The following is a 21,726-nucleotide window of genomic DNA, read 5'->3' as shown; positions in this document are numbered from 1 at the left end:
CCACTCCGTCTTATTCGATGTTTGAGATTGTCCAGTCAATCTCCTTTTGCCCGATTTTCCGTAAAAACTCATTGGTCCGGGAAAATGGCCTGCTGCCAAAGAAGCCACTGTTGGCAGAAAACGGACTAGGATGAGGAGATTTTATAATAAAGTGCCTTTGTGAAGTGATTAGCTCTTGCTTTTGCTGAGCAAATCTCCCCCATAAGATAAAGACGACCGGTGTCTCCCTATCATTCAAGATTTCTATGATTCTATCAGTAAACTTCTCCCAGCCAAGCCCTTTATGCGAGTTAGGGTTCCCCGCCTGCACAGTCAGCACCGCATTAAGCAGCAGCACCCCCTGCTCCGTCCATTCCGTTAGAGAACCATGATTTGGTATCTCGCAGCCTATATCTGCATGTAACTCTTTATAAATATTTTTCAAGGAGGGCGGAATGCCTACCCCCGGCTTGACCGAGAAACTAAGTCCATGAGCTTGTCCTGGTCCATGATATGGATCCTGTCCGATTATGACCACCTTTGTATCCACAAAGGAAGTAAAATGGAGTGCATTGTATATATCGTGTTTATCAGGATAAATCACTTTATTTTGATATTCTTCTTTTAAAATCTGCCGCAAACGCAAATAATACGTTTTTGCGAATTCTCCTTCTAATAAAGGAGCCCAGTCATTTGTTAAAATTCTCATTACTTTAAACACTCTTTTCATTTTAAGTTGTCTATATTTATTATAAAGACACTTAGAAAAGGATATCAATGAACAACCATCGACAGGCGGAAAAACAGCTGTTTATCGTTTTAATCAGGTTATTGGTGCTGGATTAAACAGGGTAAAATCATTAAAAATTTCGTATTTTTCTGCAAAAGTTTGTTTTCTTCCGCTGGCAACATCGATAATTTCGTTGAATAATTGAATTCCAATTTCTTGAATGGTTGCTTCACCTGTTGAAATTGGCCCTGCATTTACATCTATCAAATCTTGCCACATATCTTTCATATCATTTCTTGAACATACTTTGATTACTGGTGCAGCTTCTAATCCATAAGGAGTTCCTCGTCCTGTCATAAAAACTTGGAGCGTGATCCCACTAGATAACTGGCATGAGCCACATACAAAGTCACTGGCTGGAGTTGCTGCAAAAATCATACCCTTTTTCGTTGGTCTTTCTCCTGGTGAAAGAACTTCTACAATCGGAGATATACCAGATTTAGCAATCGACCCCATTGCCTTTTCAACAATATTCGATAGACCACCCTTTTTATTTCCAGGAGTTGGATTCGCTGAACGGTCCACTTGACCATTATTTAGGTATTGATCATACCATTTCATCTCATCAGCTAGTTTTTTCCCAACTTCTTCGTTCACACAACGCTCTGCAATGATATGGACACCATCACGGACCTCGGTTACTTCAGAAAACATGACGGTTGCACCCGCATTGACTAACATATCGGCAGCATAACCGGCGGAAGGATTAGCTGTTACACCTGAGAAAGCATCACTTCCACCGCATTGTAATCCAATGCATAACTGAGAGAGAGGCAGTTCAACACGAACTCTTTCATTCAATTTTTTTAATTTGTTTTCAGCCATTTTCATAATTCGTGCCATGATAGCATGATGACCTTTTTCGTTTTGAAACGTAACAACATTGTCTGAAGTGTTATATTCCGCATCCAATAACATTTCTAATGTTAGTTTTTCACATCCCAAAGAGACAATCATAGTCTCTCCACCGAAATTCGGATGTTTGACCATGTTTTGCAACATTCGAATCGGGATTTTTGCTTCAGGGGCATTAATCGCGACACCGCATCCATATGCATGATTTATCACTACAGCATCATCTACATTTGGATATTTAGGAAGGAGTTCTTGTTTAATTCTCTTTACCGCATTATTTAAAACACCTGTTACGCATTGAACAGTTGTGACAATTCCCAGTATATTTCTTGTTCCAGCATATCCTCCGTTTTTGTTTGGATAACCCATGAACGTCCTAACTGGTGGTTCTGGCAAATTTGTAATTAAATTAGTGGCAAACTCCATCTCATCCAATGATGGAGGAATTGGAAGTTTCAACATATGTTCATTGATCCAGTCGCCCTTTTTAATGGAATGTAATGCATATCCTAAAGTGACGCCATACCGGACTATTGGATCGCCTTCTCCGATATTGCATAATGCAATTTTATGTCCTTGGGGAATATCTTGGTTTGCTTGAATAGCATCGATAACAATGGTACCGGCTGGAATGGCATTTACTGTGATGGCAACGTTATCATTATCATTAATTTTAATAATACGATTTTCCACTGCGTTACCTCCTAAACTCTTGTTCTATTCTCAAAACAATTGTACTCTTAGATCGTATATAAAGTAAAAGTGATTATTTTTAGAATTCTATAAGAAAAACTAAGAGTAATGAGGAGAATTTCAAATGGATCTAAAACAATTGGAATATATGATTAAAATCGCTGAGGAAAACAATATTACAAAAGCTGCCGAAAAACTTTTCATAACTCAATCAGCATTAAATCAGCAGCTTTTAAAATTAGAAAAAGAGCTGGGAACACAACTTTTTGTTCGTTCAAGAAACAATTGGCATCCGACGCATGCAGGTGAAATTTATATTGATAATGCCAAAAAAATGGTTCAAATTAAAAAAGATACCTACAACCAAATTAATGATTTAATGGATATAAAAAAAGGAAAGCTTAGTATTGGCTTAACGCCCGAACGCGGTCCTGAAATGTTTGCATCTATCTATCCTACTTTTTACAAAAAGTATCCAAATATAAAAGTTGAACCCATTGAACTACCTGTGAAACAACAACAACATGAAATACTAATTGGAAATCTTGATATTGGTTTTGTAACTTTGCAAGATTACCAAAAAACAAATGATGAATATATTCAAATCGGTTTGGAAGAAATTATTTTAGCAGTTCCCAAAGGGCACCCCCTTGCCCATATCGGAGGAAAACTCGGCGATTCACTTCCTGAAATAAGCTTAGACCGTTTTAAGAACGATACTTTTGCCCTTATGCAAAAAGGATCAACTCTTCGAGAAATTTATGATAATCTCACTACCGCCTTAGATTTTAATCCATATATATTGTTAGAAACAAGGAGCTGCCATAACTTATATAATATGGTTGCTGAAGGAATATGCTGTTCCATCATTCCAATTGCTTATGCCAAACAAAACTCTAACGTCACTTACTTCTTAATCAAGCAAAAACCTGTTTGGGAAGTATGTGCATCTTATAAGAAAGGTACTTACTTAAGTAATCCTGCTAGAGACTTTATTAAGATTGCCAGTAATTATTGGTCCACTAAATTAAATCAGCCAAAGGGAATAAGCTGTAACCCATAAAATGGACAGATAAAAAAAAAGACCATTTTATGGCAGTTAGAGTGTAGTGTCGACTTAGTTCAACACTCTACACGACTGCTCGTTGCACAAAAAAGGCCCCTTGTATAGGACCTTTACTCACAGTTACATCCTTTTCCCCTTTTTTGTACAAAAAAGAAAAATTCATTTTTTTACTTCATCTATCAATCTATTAGAAATCGATTATTTCATCGCCAATAATGTAAAACGAATCTCTCTTATCTCGTTAATTAGACGACCAACGTCTGAGAATCATTAGTAATATTAATAGGGTACATGAATTGGTTTTGACAATAAGATAATAAATGTCTAAATTTAGCAGGACTTTTTTGGGGGATAAAAGAAATTCATAAGATTATCTGGAGATGGAATGCTAGTAGTTACATATGAAGGTAATTGCTACTATAGAGTTATATGGATACACAGCCAAATTGAGGAATTTAGCAAACAGTCTTAATACATTAGCCAAAATATACTCTTACACCCCCTTCCATTTTTGCTGTTGCTAAACAATTTTGTATAAAATTCAAGATTTGTTTTTGATCCCAAGGTAAGGAATCACTTTCTGACAGGGAATCACTATTTTTATAAAATTGTTTAAAGGCATTCAAAGCCTTTTCAATTTGTTGTATTGTGAAGGTAGAACTGCCGCCTGATCCACTAACTCCTGCATAGTAATTATTTGCATCAAGTAAATTATACAGTATGGTAGCATTATAATTCCCCATGCTAAAACGAGCATAGGCAATTTCTTCTCCTGCTTTATTGTATCCTGATATATCGTGGCCCATTAAATTATCCTCCTTCAGATATAAAATTTACTTACCAGAAAAAATTAGTCTTAGGAAACTTATAATGATAATACCTATCCTTTCAGGTCTATTTTTTATTAAACAATTTTTTTGAAATAACATGGATTGAATGGGTGTAAATGTGGAAAAATGTGAAGATTCAATAAGAAGATTGTTCGTAAACGCTTGCATAATTTAAAAGGTTTTCATAAAATCATTGTTTTAATGGGGAAAATGCTGGTGGACAAAAACGCTAAAATTTAAAAAGTAATTATTGTCATGTTTCCATTTTGCCACCTCCTATAGATAGAATAATATCACATTAGAATTCATATAAATTTAGTCTTTTCAAAAGCTTTTCTACAATTATGTGAACATATTAGTAAATCATTAAAGTACCCTGATAGTGGTGTCCTTTACATTTCTTTAATTAATTCCTTCGGTATTTTCGTGTCGAAAAATCCTCCTTAGCAAAAATTATTTGTCCTAATTCTTGCAAGGAGGATTGATTTCAACTTCATTACTCAATTTTTTCCACACTGTCGATCAGGCTGTTTTTTGTTGCAGTGACGATTATGTCAGTGAATTTAACTGCTACCTTTGTTCCCTTTATAAATGAATCAAATAATTATTTCTCCTATTTAGGCTTTCTAACGGAGCTTTCCTATTCTTTAACCACAAGCTTAAGTGGAGCAGGGATGTATTTCGAAACCTTCTTCCCTTGAAGAGCGTCTATGCCGGCGTCCACAGCAAGCTTTCCGATTAAATCTGGCTGCTGTGCAACGGTAGCTTCCATTTTTCCTGCTTTAATTGCATTTAGTGCATCGGTATTCCCATCAAAACCAATGACCATAATATCTTTACCAAAACTATTGATCGCTTCAATAGCCCCAAGTGCCATCTCATCATTATGGGCAAAAACAGCTTTAATATCAGGATTTGCTTGAAGTAGATTCTCCATCACGGTTAATCCCTTTGTACGGTCGAAATCGGCAGATTGTTTTGCCACTACCTTTAATTTCTTATCAGCGATATTATGAAAACCTTTGCCCCTTTCACGTGTTGCCGAGGCACCTGGAACACCTTCAAGTTCAGCCACCAGAACATTTTCTCCAAGCATCTTCACAATATATTCTGCTGCCATTTCCCCGCCCTTTATATTATCTGACGCCACTAATGTTGAAACTTTCCCTTTTTCTGCTGAACGATCCAGCGTAACCACCGGGATTCCGATGTTGTTAGCTGATTGAACGGCTGTAGAGATCGCTGCTGAATCGGTTGGGTTAATTAGTAGAAGGTCAACACCCTGCTGAATTAAATCCTCCACATCATTAATTTGTTTTGCGGAGTCATTTTGCGCATCGACCACTTTTACTTGGACTCCCAATGTCTTTGCCTCTTTTTGAACACCATCTTTTAGCGAAACGAAGAATGGGTTATTTAAGGTTGAAACAGATAAACCAATTTTAATATCTTTTAAATCTTTCTTTTTTACCGGCTTTGCCCATTCAGGTGGCTGCATCGAACAGGCGCCCAATAACAATAGTGACAATGATATGAATAATACAGCTAATTTTTTCATAAAAAATTCGCTCCTTATGCTGATTTCTTCCGGTCAAGCAATACAGCAATGGCAATAACAATCCCTTTTACTACCATTTGATAGAATGAAGATACGCCTAGAAGATTCAAGCCGTTGTTTAACGTACCAATAATTAAGGCACCAATCAGCGTTCCAAAAATTCTACCCTTTCCGCCGGATAAGCTTGTCCCGCCTAATACAACTGCCGCAATGGCATCTAGTTCATAAGATGTGCCTGCTGTTGGCTGTGCAGAATTTAACCGTGATGTTAAAATGGCCCCCGCTAATGCAGACAGTAAACCGGAAAGACCGTAAATTATTACCTTAACATTTTGCACTTTAATACCCGAAATGATGGCAGCCTTTTCATTTCCGCCTATCGCATATGTTTTTCGTCCAAATGGTGTTTTATGGAGAATAATATACAATAGAGTAAACATCAGAATCATCGTTATTGCTGGCACAGGTATTCCCAGAAAATAACCCCGGCCAAACAATTGGAATAAGTAATTATCACCGAGCCCTGTAATTGGATTTCCGTCAGTATAAACAAGTGTCAGTCCTCTAAAGATAGTCATCGTTGCCAATGTGGCAATGAATGGAGCCATTTTTCCTTTTGTAATCATGAGCCCATTTACTATTCCCATAATTCCACCGAGTAAGCAGCCGACGATAATCGCCAAGATTGGGTCAAGACCAGAGACAATCATACCTGCTGTTAAAGCACTTGATAGCGCAAGAATTGCCCCTACAGATAGATCAATTCCCCCTGTTAAAATAACAAATGTCATTCCAAAAGCAATCAGAGCATTAATAGATACTTGGCGCAATAAGTTTAATATATTTAAAGGTTCTAGGAAACTTGGGTTTAGTACTGAAACAATTACAAATAAGATGATAAGCCCTAGCAACGGCCCAAGCTTTTGCGTCATCGTATTCAAAAAATTCCCCTTACCAGCTTTAGTAGTTTCATTGATTGCATTCATCTCATTGACCTCCCGTTGCCAATGTCATAATTTTTTCCTGGGTTGCTTCATCATTTTTCAATTCACCGCTAATTTTCCCTTCATGAACAACAAGGATCCGGTCACTCATTCCCAAAACTTCGGGTAACTCTGATGAAACCATAATGATAGCCATCCCTCGATCTGTCAGTTCATTCATTAGCTGATAGATTTCTCTTTTCGCCCCGACGTCTACTCCCCTTGTCGGCTCATCTAAGATAAGCACTTTCGGACTAATTCCAATCCATTTAGCTATGACTACTTTTTGTTGATTTCCCCCTGATAGATTACCAACGGCAATATCTGCAGATTCCGTTTTTACTGTCAGGCGTTTAATCAGCCTATTTACAAAATCATTTTCGCTTTTTTGGTCAATAATACCCTTAGGCGCAAAGCTAAATAAAGATGGCAGTACAATATTATCCTTTATTGAAAAATCCAAAATCAATCCTTCATCTTTACGATCTTCTGTAATAAAGCCAATTCCAGCCTTTACAGCCTGGTCAGGTGTTTTTATTACTGTTTTCTCCCGATTAAGCGAGATCTCACCGCTGTCAAATGGGTCCAGCCCAAAGATAGCGCGCATAATTTCTGTTCTTCCGGCTCCCATTAGACCGGAAACACCGACAATTTCTCCGGAACGGACCGAAAAACTTACATCCTGAAATACACCGTGTTTTGTTAATCCTTTTACTTCTAGTACCGTTTCGCCGGGCTTGGAATCCCTTTTTGGGAATCTGTCTGTTAATTCCCGCCCTACCATTTTCTTTACGACCTCATCAAAATTCGTATCGCGAATGGCCTTCGTATCCACCGTCTTCCCATCCCGCATGATTGTAATTCGGTCACAGATTGCAAAAATCTCTTCCATTCGGTGTGAAATGTAAACAATCGATACCCCTTCCTTTTTCAATGAAGAAATGATATCAAAAAGTTTGTTGATTTCTCTTTCAGTCAAAGCTGCGGTTGGCTCATCCATGATAATAACCTTTGCATCCGTCATCAAGGCCTTGGCAATCTCAATCATCTGCTGTTCCCCCACAGAACAGCTGCCAGCCTCTTTATCCAAAGGAATCGTAACCATCAACCGATCAAGCTGTTTCTTTGCAAGAGCCTTCATTTCCTTCGTTCTAAGCAGGCCAAGCGGGCTCTTCAGTTCTTTCCCAATAAATAAATTTTCTAACACCGTCATATCCGGCCAAATGTTTAATTCCTGGTGGATAAACGTTATTCCGTTTTGCTCGGCTTCTTTCGGTTTTTTAAAATAGGTCTCCTTTCCATCAATCATGATGGTTCCTTTATCACGAGAATGAAGCCCTGTCAGTACATTCATCATCGTTGATTTGCCAGCCCCATTTTCACCCATTAATGCGTGGACTTCTCCATCCAGCAGCTCAAAATTAACACCCGTTAATACTTGATTGGATCCAAAGGCTTTATAGATGTTCTGCATCGAAACTCGCATTTTTTTCACCTCAATCTATTAAAAAAACACACCTGATTGTAGAATACAGTTTGCATATGGTGTAAACTCACCTGTACGAATGATAGCCTTAGCCCTTTTCGTGATCTGCTTAAAATCCTCATGTGTAACCCGTTCCACTTCTATATCAGCAAATTTATTTGTTAAATATTGTTCCATTTCGGAATTTCCCGCTTCTATTTCAGATGCTATAATACACTTTTCAATTACCATATCATCTGCAACTGCGTCCAAAACCTCTTTAAAGGAAGGCATTCCTGGTTTGAGAGCTAAATCAATTCTAGTAACGCCTTCCGGAATCGGTAATCCCGCATCCGCGATGACAATATGATCTGTATGACCAAGGTCAGTTAACACTTTAGTAATATGACTGTTTAATATTCCATGGCGTTTCATTTACATACTCTCCTCTACTTCTTTCCGTGTTGGCATCCCGCCCTGTGCACCAAACTTTGTAACAGATAGTGAGGCAGCACGATTGGCAAATCGAATACTCTCTTCAAAGCTTTTTCCCTCAGCAAGTGCAACAGCAAAGGCAGCGTTAAAGGTATCTCCTGCACCTGTTGTATCAAAAGCCTCAACCGGATACGAAGGAACAACTATCTCCTTTTCACCATTATGGAAGCGGACACCATTTTTGCCTTCAGTGATAAATACCTTGTTTGGATATTCTATTAATGCCTCGTGCAGATTTTTTTTATCGAAAAGAATTGATGCTTCCAGCTCATTTGGTGTAAGATAAGCTGCATTTTCGATTACCTCTTTACGAATTGGCCGTGCCGGCGCAGGGTTTAATAATAGTGGAACTCCAAATTGGTGGCATTTTTCGCTGACATATTCCACTGTTTCTTCAGGGATTTCCTGCTGAATAAGAACAATATCTGATTCACGAATGACATCCAAGGCCTTATCTACAAATTCAGGTGTTACATAATTATTGGCACCCTTTACGACAATAATGCTGTTATCACCCTCTGCAAGGGTAATATGAGCAGTACCGCTCTCCACACGTGTAACCGGTTCCACATAAGTCGTTAACACATGATTCTTCTTAAAATTTTCGAGTATAGCTTTTCCGAAAGCATCGTCCCCAACACATCCAACCATATATACTTCTGCACCCAACCTAGAGGCTGCAACTGCCTGGTTTGCTCCTTTGCCTCCGGGGACAGTTTTAAATGATTCTCCCAAAATGGTTTCACCCTTACTTGGTCTTTTTGGGGCGGTAACAACTAAATCCATCGATGAACTTCCGATAACTGTTAATTTAGCCAATGTCCTCAACCTTTCTAGTTGTTTGCCTGTCAATAAATGTAACGGGCAATTGAATATTTTTATGATCTATTAACTCATTATCAATAATTTCAATTAATAGTTTTGCTGCTTCTCTTCCCATATCATACGCTGGCTGCCTAATCGTTGACAAAGGTGGAAAAAGTAAACTGCTTAGCGGTATATCATCATAGCCAATAATTTGCACATCATCTGGAATTAAAATGCCTCTTCTTAATGCTTCATGCAAAATTGCTGCAGCACCAAGATCATTACCGGCAATCACTCCATCTGTTTCAGGAAATTTTTCAAATAATTCTCGGGCTGTTTTTTCAGCATCAGCAAAAGTAAACGATGCAGTGGTCATTACATTAAAATCTACATTAGAAATACAAAGCTCATCTATTGCCCCTTTAAATCGATCCTGAGCTGTCCTTAATTCCATCGGTCCTTTAAGCAGAGTAATCCGCTTACTTCCCCTTCTAATGATTTCTTTTGCTGCCATTTTTCCACCAGCCAATCCATCCGCATAAACAGAGGGATGTTGATTGGATGTCCGGTCGAGAAATACTACTGGGAAGGTTAAATTTTCATAGTGGCTTATTTCTGTTTGATTCGTCGCTGAGATGATACCGATTACATTGTTTTGTTTAAAAGTTTCAATATAATCAATTTCTTTTTCTGGTTTCTCATCCGCATTTCCAATAATCAGCCGTAGACCATGCTCCTGCATCTCATCTTCAACACCCCGTGCTAACTCAGGAAAAAATGGATTTCGAATATCCGGAAGCAATAAACCAATTAACCTTGATTTTTTTTTATATAAAGACCTTGCCACTTCATTTGGCTTATAATTTAATTCTTTAATCGCTCCTTCTACTAGCTTTCTAGTATCTTCATGAACATATCCATTATCATTTAATGCTCTGGAAACTGTTGCTACAGATACTCCTGCTTTTTTTGCAACATCCCGTATTGTAGCCATTTTGTTTCACCTCTAATATGTAATCGATTACGCAAAAAGATTAACACATATTATTTTTTTATGCAATAAATATAATGTCACAGTGCTGCCCTCAACAATTCTTTTTTCACAGATTTGTTCCACGGATATGATATAAAAAAAATAGCCCAATCATGTATAGATTAGGCTTGTTTTTGTTTCGAACTTATAATTATTGCTACACACTCCACATGTGTGGACTGTAATTGACAACACAAGGGATGTTGGTGATTTTACAAAAAAAACTAACGGAATCAGTATCACCTTATTCCTATAGCAATATTTCATTTAAGACACCATTTTAGCTTTGTTTTTTACTTGTATTAACAAACATATAAAGCAAAAATTGGCGAGAATGAGTCCGGTTCAATACCGCCTTTACACCAGCCAATTAACTGCTTAGTATAAACTCTAACCTTTTGGGGGGCACACCAGTATAACGTCCTACTTCGCTTTTACCTTGAATTGGGACACTTTTACTGTTCCCCCATTCCATCAAGATTCTTTGACCCAAAGTTTTCGAGCAATGCACGCACTTCATCTGTTGACTCTGTGCTCATTAATTGATTTCTTAATTCATGACCACGGCAATGTCTTTGCCAAACTCAAGAAAAATCCGTTCGGTCTCCGTGATCATCGGGACAATCTGGTGAAAGCCAATCGCACAGAAGCCTAAGCTGCTCTCTTCATCCTTGACAGGCACAGCAAACTAGGTGGATATATTTTCACGATTCATCAATTACTAAAATTCACAGAAATCCCCCTCAAAATATGGTCAAAAATCAAAATACTTAATTTCCATGAGAATTTTACATCCGTGAAGTTTATCAAATGCTTCCTTTGCTTCTTTTTTAGTGTCATATTCATACATTTTTGATAGATTTCTTTGATTAGGCAGTGATGATCCAAACTTGATATTCTTTATTGCTATTGCATTCCTTTTGTTGTACTACTTTTTCAACTAGTTGAGTTTCCATTACCATCCCCCCTGGTAACAATCACTTATATTTGCTTAAGCGCAAAAAGGATGAAGAACAAACATCCTTTCCAATTATCCTTACCGCAGCATTACGCCGGTAAGAAAGGTTAAAAATACATGCGTACCAAGTTTAACTGTTGGCTGTACTTGAGAATCCTTTAGTGGATCCAGACAGACGATGTCCATTGCATTTACCTTTGGATGGCACCCCGCTGCTAGTACTCCTTCCAGCAGTTCTGTTGTTGTCATGCCTCCCGGCGTTGAGGCCGGCACCCCTGGAGCATAAGCAATATCAAGTACATCCATATCAACAGTTAAATAGATAGTATCAACTTTTGAAGCTAACTCTTCTAAACTTTGGAGAACAGTTTCTTTAATACCTTTCTTTCTTGCATTGCCAAGTGTTATATAGTTAACAGCGTGTTCATCGGCATATTTTTTTAGGTCCTTTGTATTAAAAAATCCATGAAGACCGATATTGTACAAATCGCTGCCACGGACGACGCCACTTTCAATCAAATTTCGCATCGGTGTACCATTGGAAGGCCCGTTATCTGTCATATCCCTTAGATCAAAGTGTGTATCAAACTGCACGATACCAATTTTTTCATTTGGCCTTGCCTGATGAAGTCCTTTTACCATCATTGCCGTAATCGAATGGTCCCCTCCAATCGCGCAAATCACTGATGTTTGGAAATGGTTATGAAGGGCGGCAGATGCCTCGATGATATTTTCATGGCATTTTTTAATGTCAGTTACATGCATCGGAACATCCCCGACATCAATTGCAGTCCTATCAGATAAGTCAATATCCTCATCAAGATTATACGTAGAGAAACCTTTCCAGGCACGTCTGAAAAAGTCTGGAAATTCAGATGCACCTGATGCACTGATGGATGATCGTGAAAGCGGGACGCCGACTACAACGAAGTCAGTGGCCTTACTTTTCTCGGAATCCTTTTCTTTTGTTATAGACTGAATCCATTCATGAACCTTTGAGACAACACCAGATTCCGGCATTACCCATGTAAAATTGGGAGGATTAATTTTTGGAAATAGAAAGCTCTTCAATTAATTTTCCTCCTCTCACAACCACTTTACCGTTTTTCACAACGGTATCGGTATGATTCACGCCATAGTAATATTGAAGCTTCATATAATTTCCAACATTAAAAATGGTTATGTCACCCTTTTTACCAACTTCTAAACTGCCAATCTCTTTACCGCGGTTGATTGCATGTGCTGCATTAATGGTTGCCGCCGTGATCACTTCCGCAGGAGTCATGTTCATCTTCATACAGCCTAGATTCATTATAAATGGCAGAGATACTGTTGGGGATGAACCTGGGTTACAATCGGTGGAAAGTGCCACTGGTACTCCTAAATCAATCATTTTTCTTCCATTTGCGGACTCAGCCATTAAGAAATAAGCTGTTCCAGGGAGCAGTACGGCGACAACACCTTTTTCAGCCATTGCCTTCATACCCTGTTCAGAAGCTTTTAAGAGGTGGTCAGCTGAAATGGCGCCAATTTCTGCAGCAAGTTCCGCACCTTGATATGGCTCAATTTCATCGGCATGGATTTTTGGAATCAAGCCGTAAATTTTTCCAGCTTCAAGAATTCGTTTGGATTGCTCCGGTGTGAAAACTCCATGTTCACAGAAAACATCATTAAATTCCGCCAAGCCGAGTTGCGCTACCTTTGGAATCATTACTTTAATAAGAAGATCGATGAACGCCTCGGGATTTTCTTTATATTCTCTAGGTACAGCATGAGCACCCATAAAGGTTGGAACCACATCAATGACATGCCTCTCATTAAGTTCCTTCGCTACCTCAAGCTGCTTCAATTCAGTTTCCCACTCCATCCCGTAGCCGCTTTTCGCTTCAACGGTTGTCACACCATGAAGAAGAAATTGATTTAATCGTTCATAGCTTTCATTAAAAAGTTCATCTTTAGTTGCGGCCTTGGTTGCTATAGTTGTTGCGTGGATTCCGCCGCCGCCATTCATGATTTCCATATAGGTAGCACCTTCGAGCCGCATATTAAACTCACTTTCCCTGCTACCCGCAAAAACGAGATGTGTATGTGGATCGACAAGTCCTGGTGTCACGAGTTTTCCGCTTGCATCGATTATTTGTGCTTCATGTAGACGCCCTTTATACTTTGCAACAAGATCTTCATCTTTGCCAACAGCATGGATCATACCGTTTTCGATCCAAACACTTCCATTCTCAATTATGGTAAGCTCAGACATCGCTTCCTTTACACGGGGAGCATGAGAGTTCCCCTGTAAAGTAACGAGCTGAGAAGCATTTCTAATAAAAAGTGCAGTCATTTGCTTCTCATCCTCTCCATTTTAATCTTGTGGCAGCATTGGCATTTTGATGCCTTTTTCTTTTGCGGTTTTGATTGCTAACTCATAACCTGCATCTGCGTGACGAACAACGCCCATTCCCGGGTCAGTAGTTAGTACTCTTTGCAAGCGGATTTCAGCTTCTTTTGTGCCATCGGCTACAATTACCATACCGGAGTGTTGAGAATAACCCATACCTACGCCTCCGCCGTGGTGAAGAGAAACCCAGCTGGCGCCGCCGACAGCATTGATCATTGCATTGAGGATCGGCCAGTCGGAAACTGCATCACTGCCATCTTTCATTGCTTCGGTTTCACGGTTTGGTGAGGCAACAGAGCCTGCATCCAGGTGATCACGTCCGATAACAATTGGCGCGGAAACCTCTCTTGAAGCAACCATATCGTTAATAACTTTGCCGAAGCGGGCACGGTCCCCATATCCTAACCAGCAAATACGGGCAGGAAGTCCTTGGAACGCGATTCTTTCCTGTGCCATTTTTACCCATTTACAAAGATGCTCATCATCTTTAAACTCTCGAAGTAAAGCTTCATCAATTTTACGGATATCTTCAGGGTCTCCCGATAAGGCAGCCCAACGGAATGGACCTTTCCCTTCACAGAACAATGGACGAATATACGCTGGAACGAAGCCAGGGAAATCAAAGGCATTTACTACACCTTCATCCATAGCGACCTGACGGATGTTGTTACCATAGTCAAATGTGACGGCGCCTTTTTGTTGCATGGTTAACATCGCTTTTACATGTGCTGCCATGCTTTGTTTTGAAAGTTGTACGTACCTAACAGGATCTGCTTTTCTTAATTCTGCAGCTTCCTCCAAAGAATAGCCTGCTGGTACATATCCATTCAACGGATCGTGAGCAGAAGTCTGGTCTGTTAATACATCAGGGTTGAATCCCCTTTCGATCATGAGTGGTAAAATTTCAGCTGCGTTCCCTAATAGACCAATAGATAATCCTTTTCCTTCTTTTTTTGCCTCAAAGGCCCATTTAAGCGCTTCATCTAAATTATGTGTTTTTACATCAAGATAGCGAGTTTCAATCCTGCGATCGATTCTTGTTTCATCTACATCAATCGCAATACATACACCATCATTCATGGTTACCGCTAAAGGTTGGGCACCGCCCATTCCGCCCAGTCCCGCAGTTAATGTAACGGTATGTTTTAATGATCCGCCAAATTCCTGTCGAGCAAGCTCAGCAAATGTTTCGTACGTCCCCTGGACAATCCCCTGGCTTCCGATATAAATCCAGCTTCCAGCAGTCATTTGTCCGTACATCATTAGGCCTTTTTTATCAAGCTCGTGGAAATGCTCCCAATTCGCCCATGCAGGAACTAAGTTTGAGTTAGCAAGTAATACACGTGGTGCGTCCTTGTGAGATTTCCAAATAGCTACTGGTTTACCAGATTGAATTAGGAGCGTTTCATTTTCTTCTAATTCTAAAAGCGATTTAACAATTGCATCAAAAGACTCCCAGTTACGAGCTGCCTTGCCAATCCCACCGTAAACCACTAAGTCTTCCGGTCTTTCGGCAACTTCTTGATCAAGGTTATTTAACAGCATACGAAGGGCTGCCTCCTGGATCCAGCCCTTAGCATGTAATTCAGACCCTTTGTAATTTTTAATTAGTCTCTTTCCAGCTGTATTCGTTTCCATAAAATTCACTCTCCTAGAATTAAGTTTTCTATACTTGCAATTCTAAAATGTCAGTCTTTTTAAATAAATCATCCTGAGAATAGAAAAGTGATAATTTTTTTTAAAAATGATGATTATCCTATAAATAAGAATGGTAAAAAAGATGATTTTATTAGAAAATTAGCATTTTCTTTAGTTTTTTTATCAAAAAAATGACTCAGTCCTGTGACTGAGTCATTTCTCCTTTTATTTGCTGTGCGTTTGTTAATCTGAATTCTTTTGGAGACATTCCGTTCATTTCTTTAAAGCTCCTGCTAAAATAGTTGGCATTATGGTAGCCAACGAGAAGCGAAATTTCTTTAATAGGCTTGCTTGTTTCGGTTAATAACCGTTTCGCTTCTTTCATCCTCATCCCCGATAGGATCTCAGTATACCCTTTGCCCGTTTTTGAAATCAGCATATGACTGAAATAGGATGAATTTCTATCCACATATTTTGCAACATCATCAAGCTTCAAATCAACTTGAGCAAAATTTGTTTCCATAAACGATATGCCGCGCTCAATCGGATCCTGTTTATAATTTCTGGAATTCGCCTCTGCCCCGGAAACTATCTTTTGAATAAATAGAATCAGATTTTGGACTGTGCGGTAAAGAACAGCATCATACAAAATCGAATTGAAAATATACCGATATTCCCATTCATAAATTTCGTCCGCAATCAAATTGTTCGTTCTCATAAATCTTCTTATTTGAGCAAGGATACTTGTAAGCCGAATCCTAACTAATCCCGGATCGGGGAACGAATCTTTAAGCTGTAAAAATTCATCATAAAGCCATTTTTTAATTTTATCTAACTGCAGGTTTGAAAGCATGTCAATCCAATCCCTTTGTTCCGGAGGTGTTAAAAATGGATCAATATGCGCCCAATCTGAAGAATAGTCAAATTCAAAGACCTGCCGGTACCCTTTATAATAGGTGAATTCCAACATTTTCCTAGTTTGGAGATACTTCTCATGGAGAGTCAGACCTAAGGATTTTCCTGTATCGATCACAATTGCCAGTGATTCAGAAAAATCCTCTTCCCACTTTCTAATTGCTTTTTGGCATTGTTCTTTTAAGTCAAGGCATTTTTCCTTGAACAAAAGGATGACCAGATCACTTAAAGCGAAAACACCGTGTAAGTCTTTAAATGGGTATTCAGCTAAAAAGGAATAGAGTATTCCAACCTTATCTTTATTTTCAGATTGAAATGCAGCTAGTTTAAAATTCTCGTTATTAGTTGAATGAGAAGAGATAAATAAAGATTCATATGTTATGTCTTTATTGGAATTTGTGTGTAAATTTCCATGTTCATGATTATTTTTGGCAAATTGCCTTGCTGCCGATTGGTAAGCTGTTTTAACCTTGGTTGTTGAAAAAGGCTTAATCATTAAGTCCAATGCCTGCAGGTCAATGGCTAATCTGGCTTTTTCAAATGTTGCTTCTGCACTGGTCAGCAGCAAGATAGGGCCATAAATCTGAATCAATTCACGGAAAGTTGACCATTGCTCTTTTGCAATCATATCGAGTTCCATTAAGACAATATCAGGGTTTTTTTGTTCAAACAACATGATAAACTCCGAAAAATCAGAGGCTAAAAATATGTTAGCAACAGGAATGGAAGATGTTTTTAACAGCCATTTTAATCCTTCTCGTTCGTTTAAATCTCGGTCAGCAATCAGCCATTTTCCTTCCATGTTCCATCACTCCTCATTTGAGAGTATACACTAAAATATTGATTGTCTGAATCAAAATTAATTTAATTGGCAGGTTTGGTTTCTTTCATTTATTATTGTGCTAAAGTGATATTGCGCTAAAATTCAGAAAAATATATTGACAAATATAGATGCTGCAAAATAGAATTATTTTCATAGCAATAGGATTAACAATAGGAAGGGGTGGAAAACCGATGAAACAGAGGCTGCGTAAAAAAACACAAAAAAATTTAATCAATGATTTAAAAGAGGCTGGACTCCAATTTTAAAAAAATCGGAATCCAGCCTCTTTCTTTATTCTACTAAAGTGATAGAGGAGAGAAAAAAATGATTACATTGACAGGGCAAAGTTTAACACTTGAACAAATGAAGGAAGTTTTATACGGAAAGCAAAAGATCAGCGCTTCAGAAAAGAGTATGAAAGCTGCCGCAAAAAGCCGGGAAGCAGTAGAAAAAATCGTTTCAGAATCCAGAGTCGTCTATGGGATTACCACAGGGTTTGGTAAATTTAGTGATGTTCTCATTAATAAAGAATATGTTCAGGATCTTCAGCTTAATTTAATTCGCTCGCACGCATGTGGAGTAGGTGATCCGTTCCCCGAAGTTGTCGCAAAAGCAATGGTTCTGTTACGTGCGAATGCCCTTTTAAAAGGCTATTCCGGAATTAGACCGCTTGTTATCGAAAGATTAATAGATTTGGTAAACAAAGATATTATCCCTGTCATTCCGCAGCAAGGTTCTCTTGGTGCAAGCGGAGATTTGGCACCGCTTTCACATTTAGCGTTAGTGCTAATCGGCGAAGGCGAAGTATTCTACAAGGGAAATCGACTACCTTCACTTGAAGCTTTTCAGCAAGAAGGAATTTTCCCGGTTATACTTGAAGCAAAGGAAGGCCTCGCTCTGATTAATGGAACCCAGGCAATGACAGCCATGGGAGTTGTCGGCTATCTTGAGGCGGAACAACTTGCGTTCCAAAGTGAATTAATTTCCTCCATGACGATTGAAGGATTAAATGGGATTATTGATGCCTTTGCTGAAGAGGTTCATATAGCAAGGGGCTATCAACAGCAAATTGATACAGCAGCACGTATTCGCGGGTATTTAAGCGATAGTTCATTGACATCGCAGCAAGGGGAATTGCGAGTACAGGATGCTTATTCTCTCCGCTGCATCCCGCAAGTTCATGGTGCTACATGGCAAGCACTTGATTATGTTAAAGAAAAACTGGAAATCGAGATGAACGCAGCAACAGATAATCCATTAATTTTTGATGACGGTGAAAAAGTAATATCTGGCGGTAACTTCCATGGCCAGCCGATTGCTTTTGCAATGGATTTTATGAAGATTGCCGTTGCAGAAATGGCAAATATTTCTGAAAGACGGATTGAACGGTTGGTCAATCCACAATTAAATGATTTACCGCCATTTTTAAGCCCAGAGCCAGGCCTGCAATCAGGTGCTATGATTATGCAATATGTTGCCGCTTCTTTAGTATCAGAAAACAAAACGCTGGCGCATCCTGCAAGTGTTGATTCAATTCCATCTTCTGCCAATCAAGAAGATCATGTGAGCATGGGAACGATCGCTTCAAGGCATGCACATCAAATTATTCAGAATACTAGAAGAGTCCTGGCTATTGAGTTGATTTGTGCGATGCAAGCCGTTGAATACCGCGGTGTTGAAAAAATGGCGTGCCAAACAAAGCTGCTTTATGAAAAAGGAAGAGAAATGGTTCCTTCTATTAAAAAGGACCGCATATTCTCAAAAGATATTGAAAAAGCTGCTGAAGGACTAAGAACAATGGATCTTAAAGTCCTCAAGCAATTGGACTTTATAAAATAAATATTACTTAACAAATCTCTGAAAGATTGGATAATTCTTAAAGTTCATAAGGAGCCAGCCTCGGGAATAGTGATGAAACTATACCCGGGCTCCTCAGTATCAAGTAAACAGTTCTATAAAGAGCACTCCCACTTGTGTCTATTTGTATTTTAATAATTGTTGTAAACAGAATGATTGATCAAATAAATGCTAAAAAAGAGGTGTTTTATGCAAAATACGGCACTAAAACAAAAAACTCAGAAGACAAACCCTGGAGAAAAACATGAACACCTAGAAAGGAAATTAAAGACAAGACATCTTTCGATGATAGCCATCGGAGGAACGATTGGAACAGGGCTTTTTTTGGCAAGCGGTACTACCATTCATGATGCAGGTCCTGGAGGTGCGATTGCTGCTTATCTTATTGCGGGGATCATGGTTTATTTTATCATGACCAGCCTCGCGGAAATGGCCGCATTTATACCAATTTCAGGTTCATTCAGTACGTATACATCAAGATTTGTTGACCCAGCCTTAGGGTTCGCAGTCGGCTGGAATTATTGGTATAACAATGCGGTTATTCTGGCACTTGAATTATCGTCTGCTTCCTTGATTATGAAATACTGGCTGCCTACTATTCCAAGTATTGTCTGGAGTGCAACCTTTTTGGTGATCATATTTGGTCTAAATGTACTATCTGTAAAGGGTTATGGTGAATCTGAATTTTGGTTTTCGATTATCAAGGTTGTCGCCATCATCATTTTTATTGTTGTAGGAATACTGATGATTTTTGAAATTATGAGTGGTCATACTGGTGGATTTGGAAATTTAAAATTAGGAGAAGCACCATTTAAGGGCGGGCTTTTATCCATTTTCAGTGTATTTATGGTAGTCGGTTTTGCCTTTCAAGGAACTGAATACGTTGGGGTGGCCGCAGGTGAAAGTGAAAACCCTGAAAAAAATATCCCTAAAGCGATTAAGCAAATTTTCTGGCGAATTCTTTTATTCTATGTTTTAGCTATATTCATCATCGGATGCTTAATTAGCTATAAAGATCCAAATTTATTAAGTTCCGATCTTACAAACATTGCCGTTAGCCCATTTACTCTTGTTTTTAAACATGCCGGGCTGGCATTTGCCGCATCTGCTATGAATGCTGTCATTCTTACCTCTGTTTTGTCAGCAGGGAACTCAGCTTTATATGTTGGTTCACGAACCCTATGGGTTCTCGGAAAAGAAGGTAAAGCACCGTCATTCTTAAAAAGAGTAAATAATGGGGGCGTTCCTGTAAGTGCTTTGGCTGTAACTACGTTTGTAGGAATGCTTTGTTTCCTCACTTCTCTCTTTGGAGACGGAACCGTTTATTCATGGTTATTAAATGCTGCTGGTTTATCAGGTTATCTATCTTGGTTAAGTATTTCTGTTGCACACTTACGATTCCGAAAAGCATATATTGCTCAAGGCAGAGACATCCATTCACTTCCATATATTGCAAAATGGTTCCCATTAGGACCAATTCTGGCGACCATATTATGTTTAATAGCAATGCTAGGAACGAATTATGGGGCATTTTCCGGTGGAAAAATCGACTGGTATGGAATTCTAGTTTCTTATATTGGACTACCTTTATTTTTGCTTGGATATTTTGGCTATAAAATTGTTAAAAAATCAAAAATGGTTCCATTACAAGAGGCTGATTTCAGTAGGGAATAAGTTTACTTTTACTGCTGAACCTTGAAGTTTCAAGGTTCAGCGGATAGCTTTACAAAAAATTAAAAAAATAACATTTTAAGTGGTGTCATTATGGCAATTAGTTCCGTCATAAAAGAGATAGCTAAACAACAACAAGAACAACAAGAATCATTGAATATGTTCCGATAAAAGTCTAAATATATGAATTTTAGAAGATGATTTTACAGATGAAATACTCCGATAACTAATATTTTCTGAATGGTGGCCGATTGGTAAAAAACCAAAAATGGTATATTTGGATTTAATCAATAGACTTTTATTCGTTATCTCAAAATGGGTAGTTAACCAAAAAAAGAATATAATTAATCGACAAAAATCCGAATAAATAAGTTTTTTCGATGGAATAGATTGATTCATTTTTGATAACCCCTTTGTTTATTGATGATTTGAAAAAGAAAAAAAGAAGGAATTTTTGCTTCTAATCTATAAATCTAATGTGAAAGGAATCTTTTCCTCTTTTTTCTCTAGGTGCTCATTTTAAATAAAAATAACTTTTGAAGCCATAAAAAAGACATCGACTTTTGATTTTATCGATGTCTTTTTCTTACTTCTATAACTTGAAGTATCTATAGACATTTCATACAATAAGTTACCAATATATTTCTTTTTTTGTTCATCTCTTAGTGTATCTGAGAGTTTATCAAAAAGAAGCTCATCAATATCATGTCTACTTGTTTCTTTATACTGTTTTAGAAATGAAATAACCATTTTTTTATAACGCTCTTTATTAAAAGCTCTATTTTTAATATACGTTGTTTTATCACCAGTTAGTTCTGCAATTTTTGCTGAAACGTACAAATTAGGATATCTTCCTTCAACCAACTTTAAGGATCTTATTTTTTTGGCTTCCAAAGTTAAAAAAGGAGCTGTTTG

At 38.3% G+C, this 21,726-nt stretch carries 17 protein-coding genes; 3 read left to right on the top strand and 14 right to left on the bottom strand.

From position 1 onward, the window contains the following. Positions 1 to 10: 10 nt before the first annotated feature. Together COD92_RS20225 and garD are read right to left on the bottom strand one after the other, a co-directional pair. Complete coding sequence (locus COD92_RS20225; RefSeq protein WP_098527440.1) at positions 11 to 688, bottom strand: uracil-DNA glycosylase; 678 nt, start codon at positions 686 to 688, stop codon at positions 11 to 13. A 114-nt stretch (positions 689 to 802) separates the two neighbouring features. Next, positions 803 to 2,317 carry a galactarate dehydratase gene (gene garD / locus COD92_RS20220; protein ID WP_098996497.1) on the bottom strand — a complete coding sequence of 505 codons (1,515 nt, stop codon included), beginning with the start codon at positions 2,315 to 2,317 and terminating at the stop codon, positions 803 to 805. 124 nt (positions 2,318 to 2,441) lie between these two features. Here garD and COD92_RS20215 point away from each other — a divergent pair, with 124 nt between their 5' ends. Continuing rightward, on the top strand, positions 2,442 to 3,380 hold the full coding sequence (locus tag COD92_RS20215) for a LysR family transcriptional regulator (protein ID WP_098527442.1): 939 nt from the start codon (positions 2,442 to 2,444) through the stop codon (positions 3,378 to 3,380). Between the two features lie 479 nt (positions 3,381 to 3,859). On the opposite strand, the gene COD92_RS20210 is transcribed toward COD92_RS20215, so the two are convergent. The 11 genes from COD92_RS20210 to COD92_RS20160 form a co-directional block, all read right to left on the bottom strand. After that, the gene (locus COD92_RS20210; protein WP_098527443.1) at positions 3,860 to 4,189 is read right to left on the bottom strand and encodes a hypothetical protein; all 330 of its coding nucleotides are present in this window, start codon (positions 4,187 to 4,189) and stop codon (positions 3,860 to 3,862) included. A 664-nt stretch (positions 4,190 to 4,853) separates the two neighbouring features. Next, the gene (rbsB, locus tag COD92_RS20205) at positions 4,854 to 5,771 is read right to left on the bottom strand and encodes a ribose ABC transporter substrate-binding protein RbsB (RefSeq protein ID WP_098527444.1); all 918 of its coding nucleotides are present in this window, start codon (positions 5,769 to 5,771) and stop codon (positions 4,854 to 4,856) included. Between the two features lie 14 nt (positions 5,772 to 5,785). Next, a complete protein-coding gene (gene rbsC / locus COD92_RS20200; RefSeq protein ID WP_098527445.1) occupies positions 5,786 to 6,757 on the bottom strand; it encodes a ribose ABC transporter permease RbsC in 972 nt (323 codons plus the stop codon). Between the two features lies 1 nt (position 6,758). Next, on the bottom strand, positions 6,759 to 8,240 hold the full coding sequence (locus COD92_RS20195) for a sugar ABC transporter ATP-binding protein (RefSeq protein WP_098527446.1): 1,482 nt from the start codon (positions 8,238 to 8,240) through the stop codon (positions 6,759 to 6,761). An 18-nt stretch (positions 8,241 to 8,258) separates the two neighbouring features. Continuing rightward, positions 8,259 to 8,654, bottom strand: coding sequence for a D-ribose pyranase (rbsD, locus tag COD92_RS20190; protein ID WP_098527447.1), 396 nt, complete (start codon positions 8,652 to 8,654; stop codon positions 8,259 to 8,261). Next, positions 8,655 to 9,533 carry a ribokinase gene (gene rbsK, locus COD92_RS20185; RefSeq protein ID WP_098527448.1) on the bottom strand — a complete coding sequence of 293 codons (879 nt, stop codon included), beginning with the start codon at positions 9,531 to 9,533 and terminating at the stop codon, positions 8,655 to 8,657. It lies immediately after the preceding gene. Beyond that, positions 9,526 to 10,515, bottom strand: a complete 990-nt coding sequence (locus COD92_RS20180; protein ID WP_098527449.1) for a LacI family DNA-binding transcriptional regulator — start codon at positions 10,513 to 10,515, stop codon at positions 9,526 to 9,528. Before COD92_RS20180 ends, rbsK begins: the two co-directional genes overlap by 8 nt. A 1,075-nt stretch (positions 10,516 to 11,590) precedes the next feature. After that, positions 11,591 to 12,583 carry an agmatinase family protein gene (locus COD92_RS20175; RefSeq protein ID WP_255286502.1) on the bottom strand — a complete coding sequence of 331 codons (993 nt, stop codon included), beginning with the start codon at positions 12,581 to 12,583 and terminating at the stop codon, positions 11,591 to 11,593. Beyond that, positions 12,555 to 13,850 (bottom strand): imidazolonepropionase, encoded by a 1,296-nt coding sequence (gene hutI, locus COD92_RS20170; RefSeq protein WP_098527450.1) that lies wholly within the window; start codon positions 13,848 to 13,850, stop codon positions 12,555 to 12,557. Before hutI ends, COD92_RS20175 begins: the two co-directional genes overlap by 29 nt. A 21-nt stretch (positions 13,851 to 13,871) precedes the next feature. Then, the gene (hutU, locus tag COD92_RS20165; protein ID WP_098527451.1) at positions 13,872 to 15,545 is read right to left on the bottom strand and encodes a urocanate hydratase; all 1,674 of its coding nucleotides are present in this window, start codon (positions 15,543 to 15,545) and stop codon (positions 13,872 to 13,874) included. Positions 15,546 to 15,741: 196 nt separating this feature from the next. Next, positions 15,742 to 17,262: a helix-turn-helix domain-containing protein gene (locus COD92_RS20160; RefSeq protein WP_098527452.1), complete on the bottom strand. Its 1,521-nt coding sequence runs from the start codon at positions 17,260 to 17,262 to the stop codon at positions 15,742 to 15,744. A gap of 345 nt (positions 17,263 to 17,607) precedes the next feature. Here COD92_RS20160 and hutH point away from each other — a divergent pair, with 345 nt between their 5' ends. After that, entirely contained in the window at positions 17,608 to 19,122 is a 1,515-nt protein-coding gene (gene hutH / locus COD92_RS20155; RefSeq protein ID WP_098527453.1) for a histidine ammonia-lyase, read from the top strand. Positions 19,123 to 19,329: 207 nt separating this feature from the next. After that, entirely contained in the window at positions 19,330 to 20,814 is a 1,485-nt protein-coding gene (locus COD92_RS20150; protein WP_098527454.1) for an amino acid permease, read from the top strand. A 516-nt stretch (positions 20,815 to 21,330) separates the two neighbouring features. Here COD92_RS20150 and COD92_RS20140 read toward each other — a convergent pair. Beyond that, positions 21,331 to 21,651: a hypothetical protein gene (locus tag COD92_RS20140; RefSeq protein ID WP_255286503.1), complete on the bottom strand. Its 321-nt coding sequence runs from the start codon at positions 21,649 to 21,651 to the stop codon at positions 21,331 to 21,333. Positions 21,652 to 21,726 lie beyond the last annotated feature (75 nt).

The organism is Bacillus sp. AFS037270, from assembly GCF_002585305.1.
This window is presented reverse-complemented; position numbering and strand designations above follow the sequence as displayed.

Excerpts from the sequence above, each read along its gene's own strand:
- COD92_RS20225 (WP_098527440.1), bottom strand. The coding sequence starts at position 688 with ATGAGAATTTTAACAAATGACTGGGCTCCTTTATTAGAAGGAGAATTC.
- COD92_RS20195 (WP_098527446.1), bottom strand. The coding sequence starts at position 8,240 with ATGCGAGTTTCGATGCAGAACATCTATAAAGCCTTTGGATCCAATCAA.
- COD92_RS20210 (WP_098527443.1), bottom strand. The coding sequence starts at position 4,189 with ATGGGCCACGATATATCAGGATACAATAAAGCAGGAGAAGAAATTGCC.
- COD92_RS20215 (WP_098527442.1), top strand. The coding sequence starts at position 2,442 with ATGGATCTAAAACAATTGGAATATATGATTAAAATCGCTGAGGAAAAC.
- COD92_RS20180 (WP_098527449.1), bottom strand. The coding sequence starts at position 10,515 with ATGGCTACAATACGGGATGTTGCAAAAAAAGCAGGAGTATCTGTAGCA.
- rbsB (WP_098527444.1), bottom strand. The coding sequence starts at position 5,771 with ATGAAAAAATTAGCTGTATTATTCATATCATTGTCACTATTGTTATTG.
- COD92_RS20160 (WP_098527452.1), bottom strand. The coding sequence starts at position 17,262 with ATGGAAGGAAAATGGCTGATTGCTGACCGAGATTTAAACGAACGAGAA.
- hutU (WP_098527451.1), bottom strand. The coding sequence starts at position 15,545 with ATGGAAACGAATACAGCTGGAAAGAGACTAATTAAAAATTACAAAGGG.
- rbsD (WP_098527447.1), bottom strand. The coding sequence starts at position 8,654 with ATGAAACGCCATGGAATATTAAACAGTCATATTACTAAAGTGTTAACT.
- COD92_RS20150 (WP_098527454.1), top strand. The coding sequence starts at position 19,330 with ATGCAAAATACGGCACTAAAACAAAAAACTCAGAAGACAAACCCTGGA.
- rbsC (WP_098527445.1), bottom strand. The coding sequence starts at position 6,757 with ATGAATGCAATCAATGAAACTACTAAAGCTGGTAAGGGGAATTTTTTG.
- hutH (WP_098527453.1), top strand. The coding sequence starts at position 17,608 with ATGATTACATTGACAGGGCAAAGTTTAACACTTGAACAAATGAAGGAA.
- hutI (WP_098527450.1), bottom strand. The coding sequence starts at position 13,850 with ATGACTGCACTTTTTATTAGAAATGCTTCTCAGCTCGTTACTTTACAG.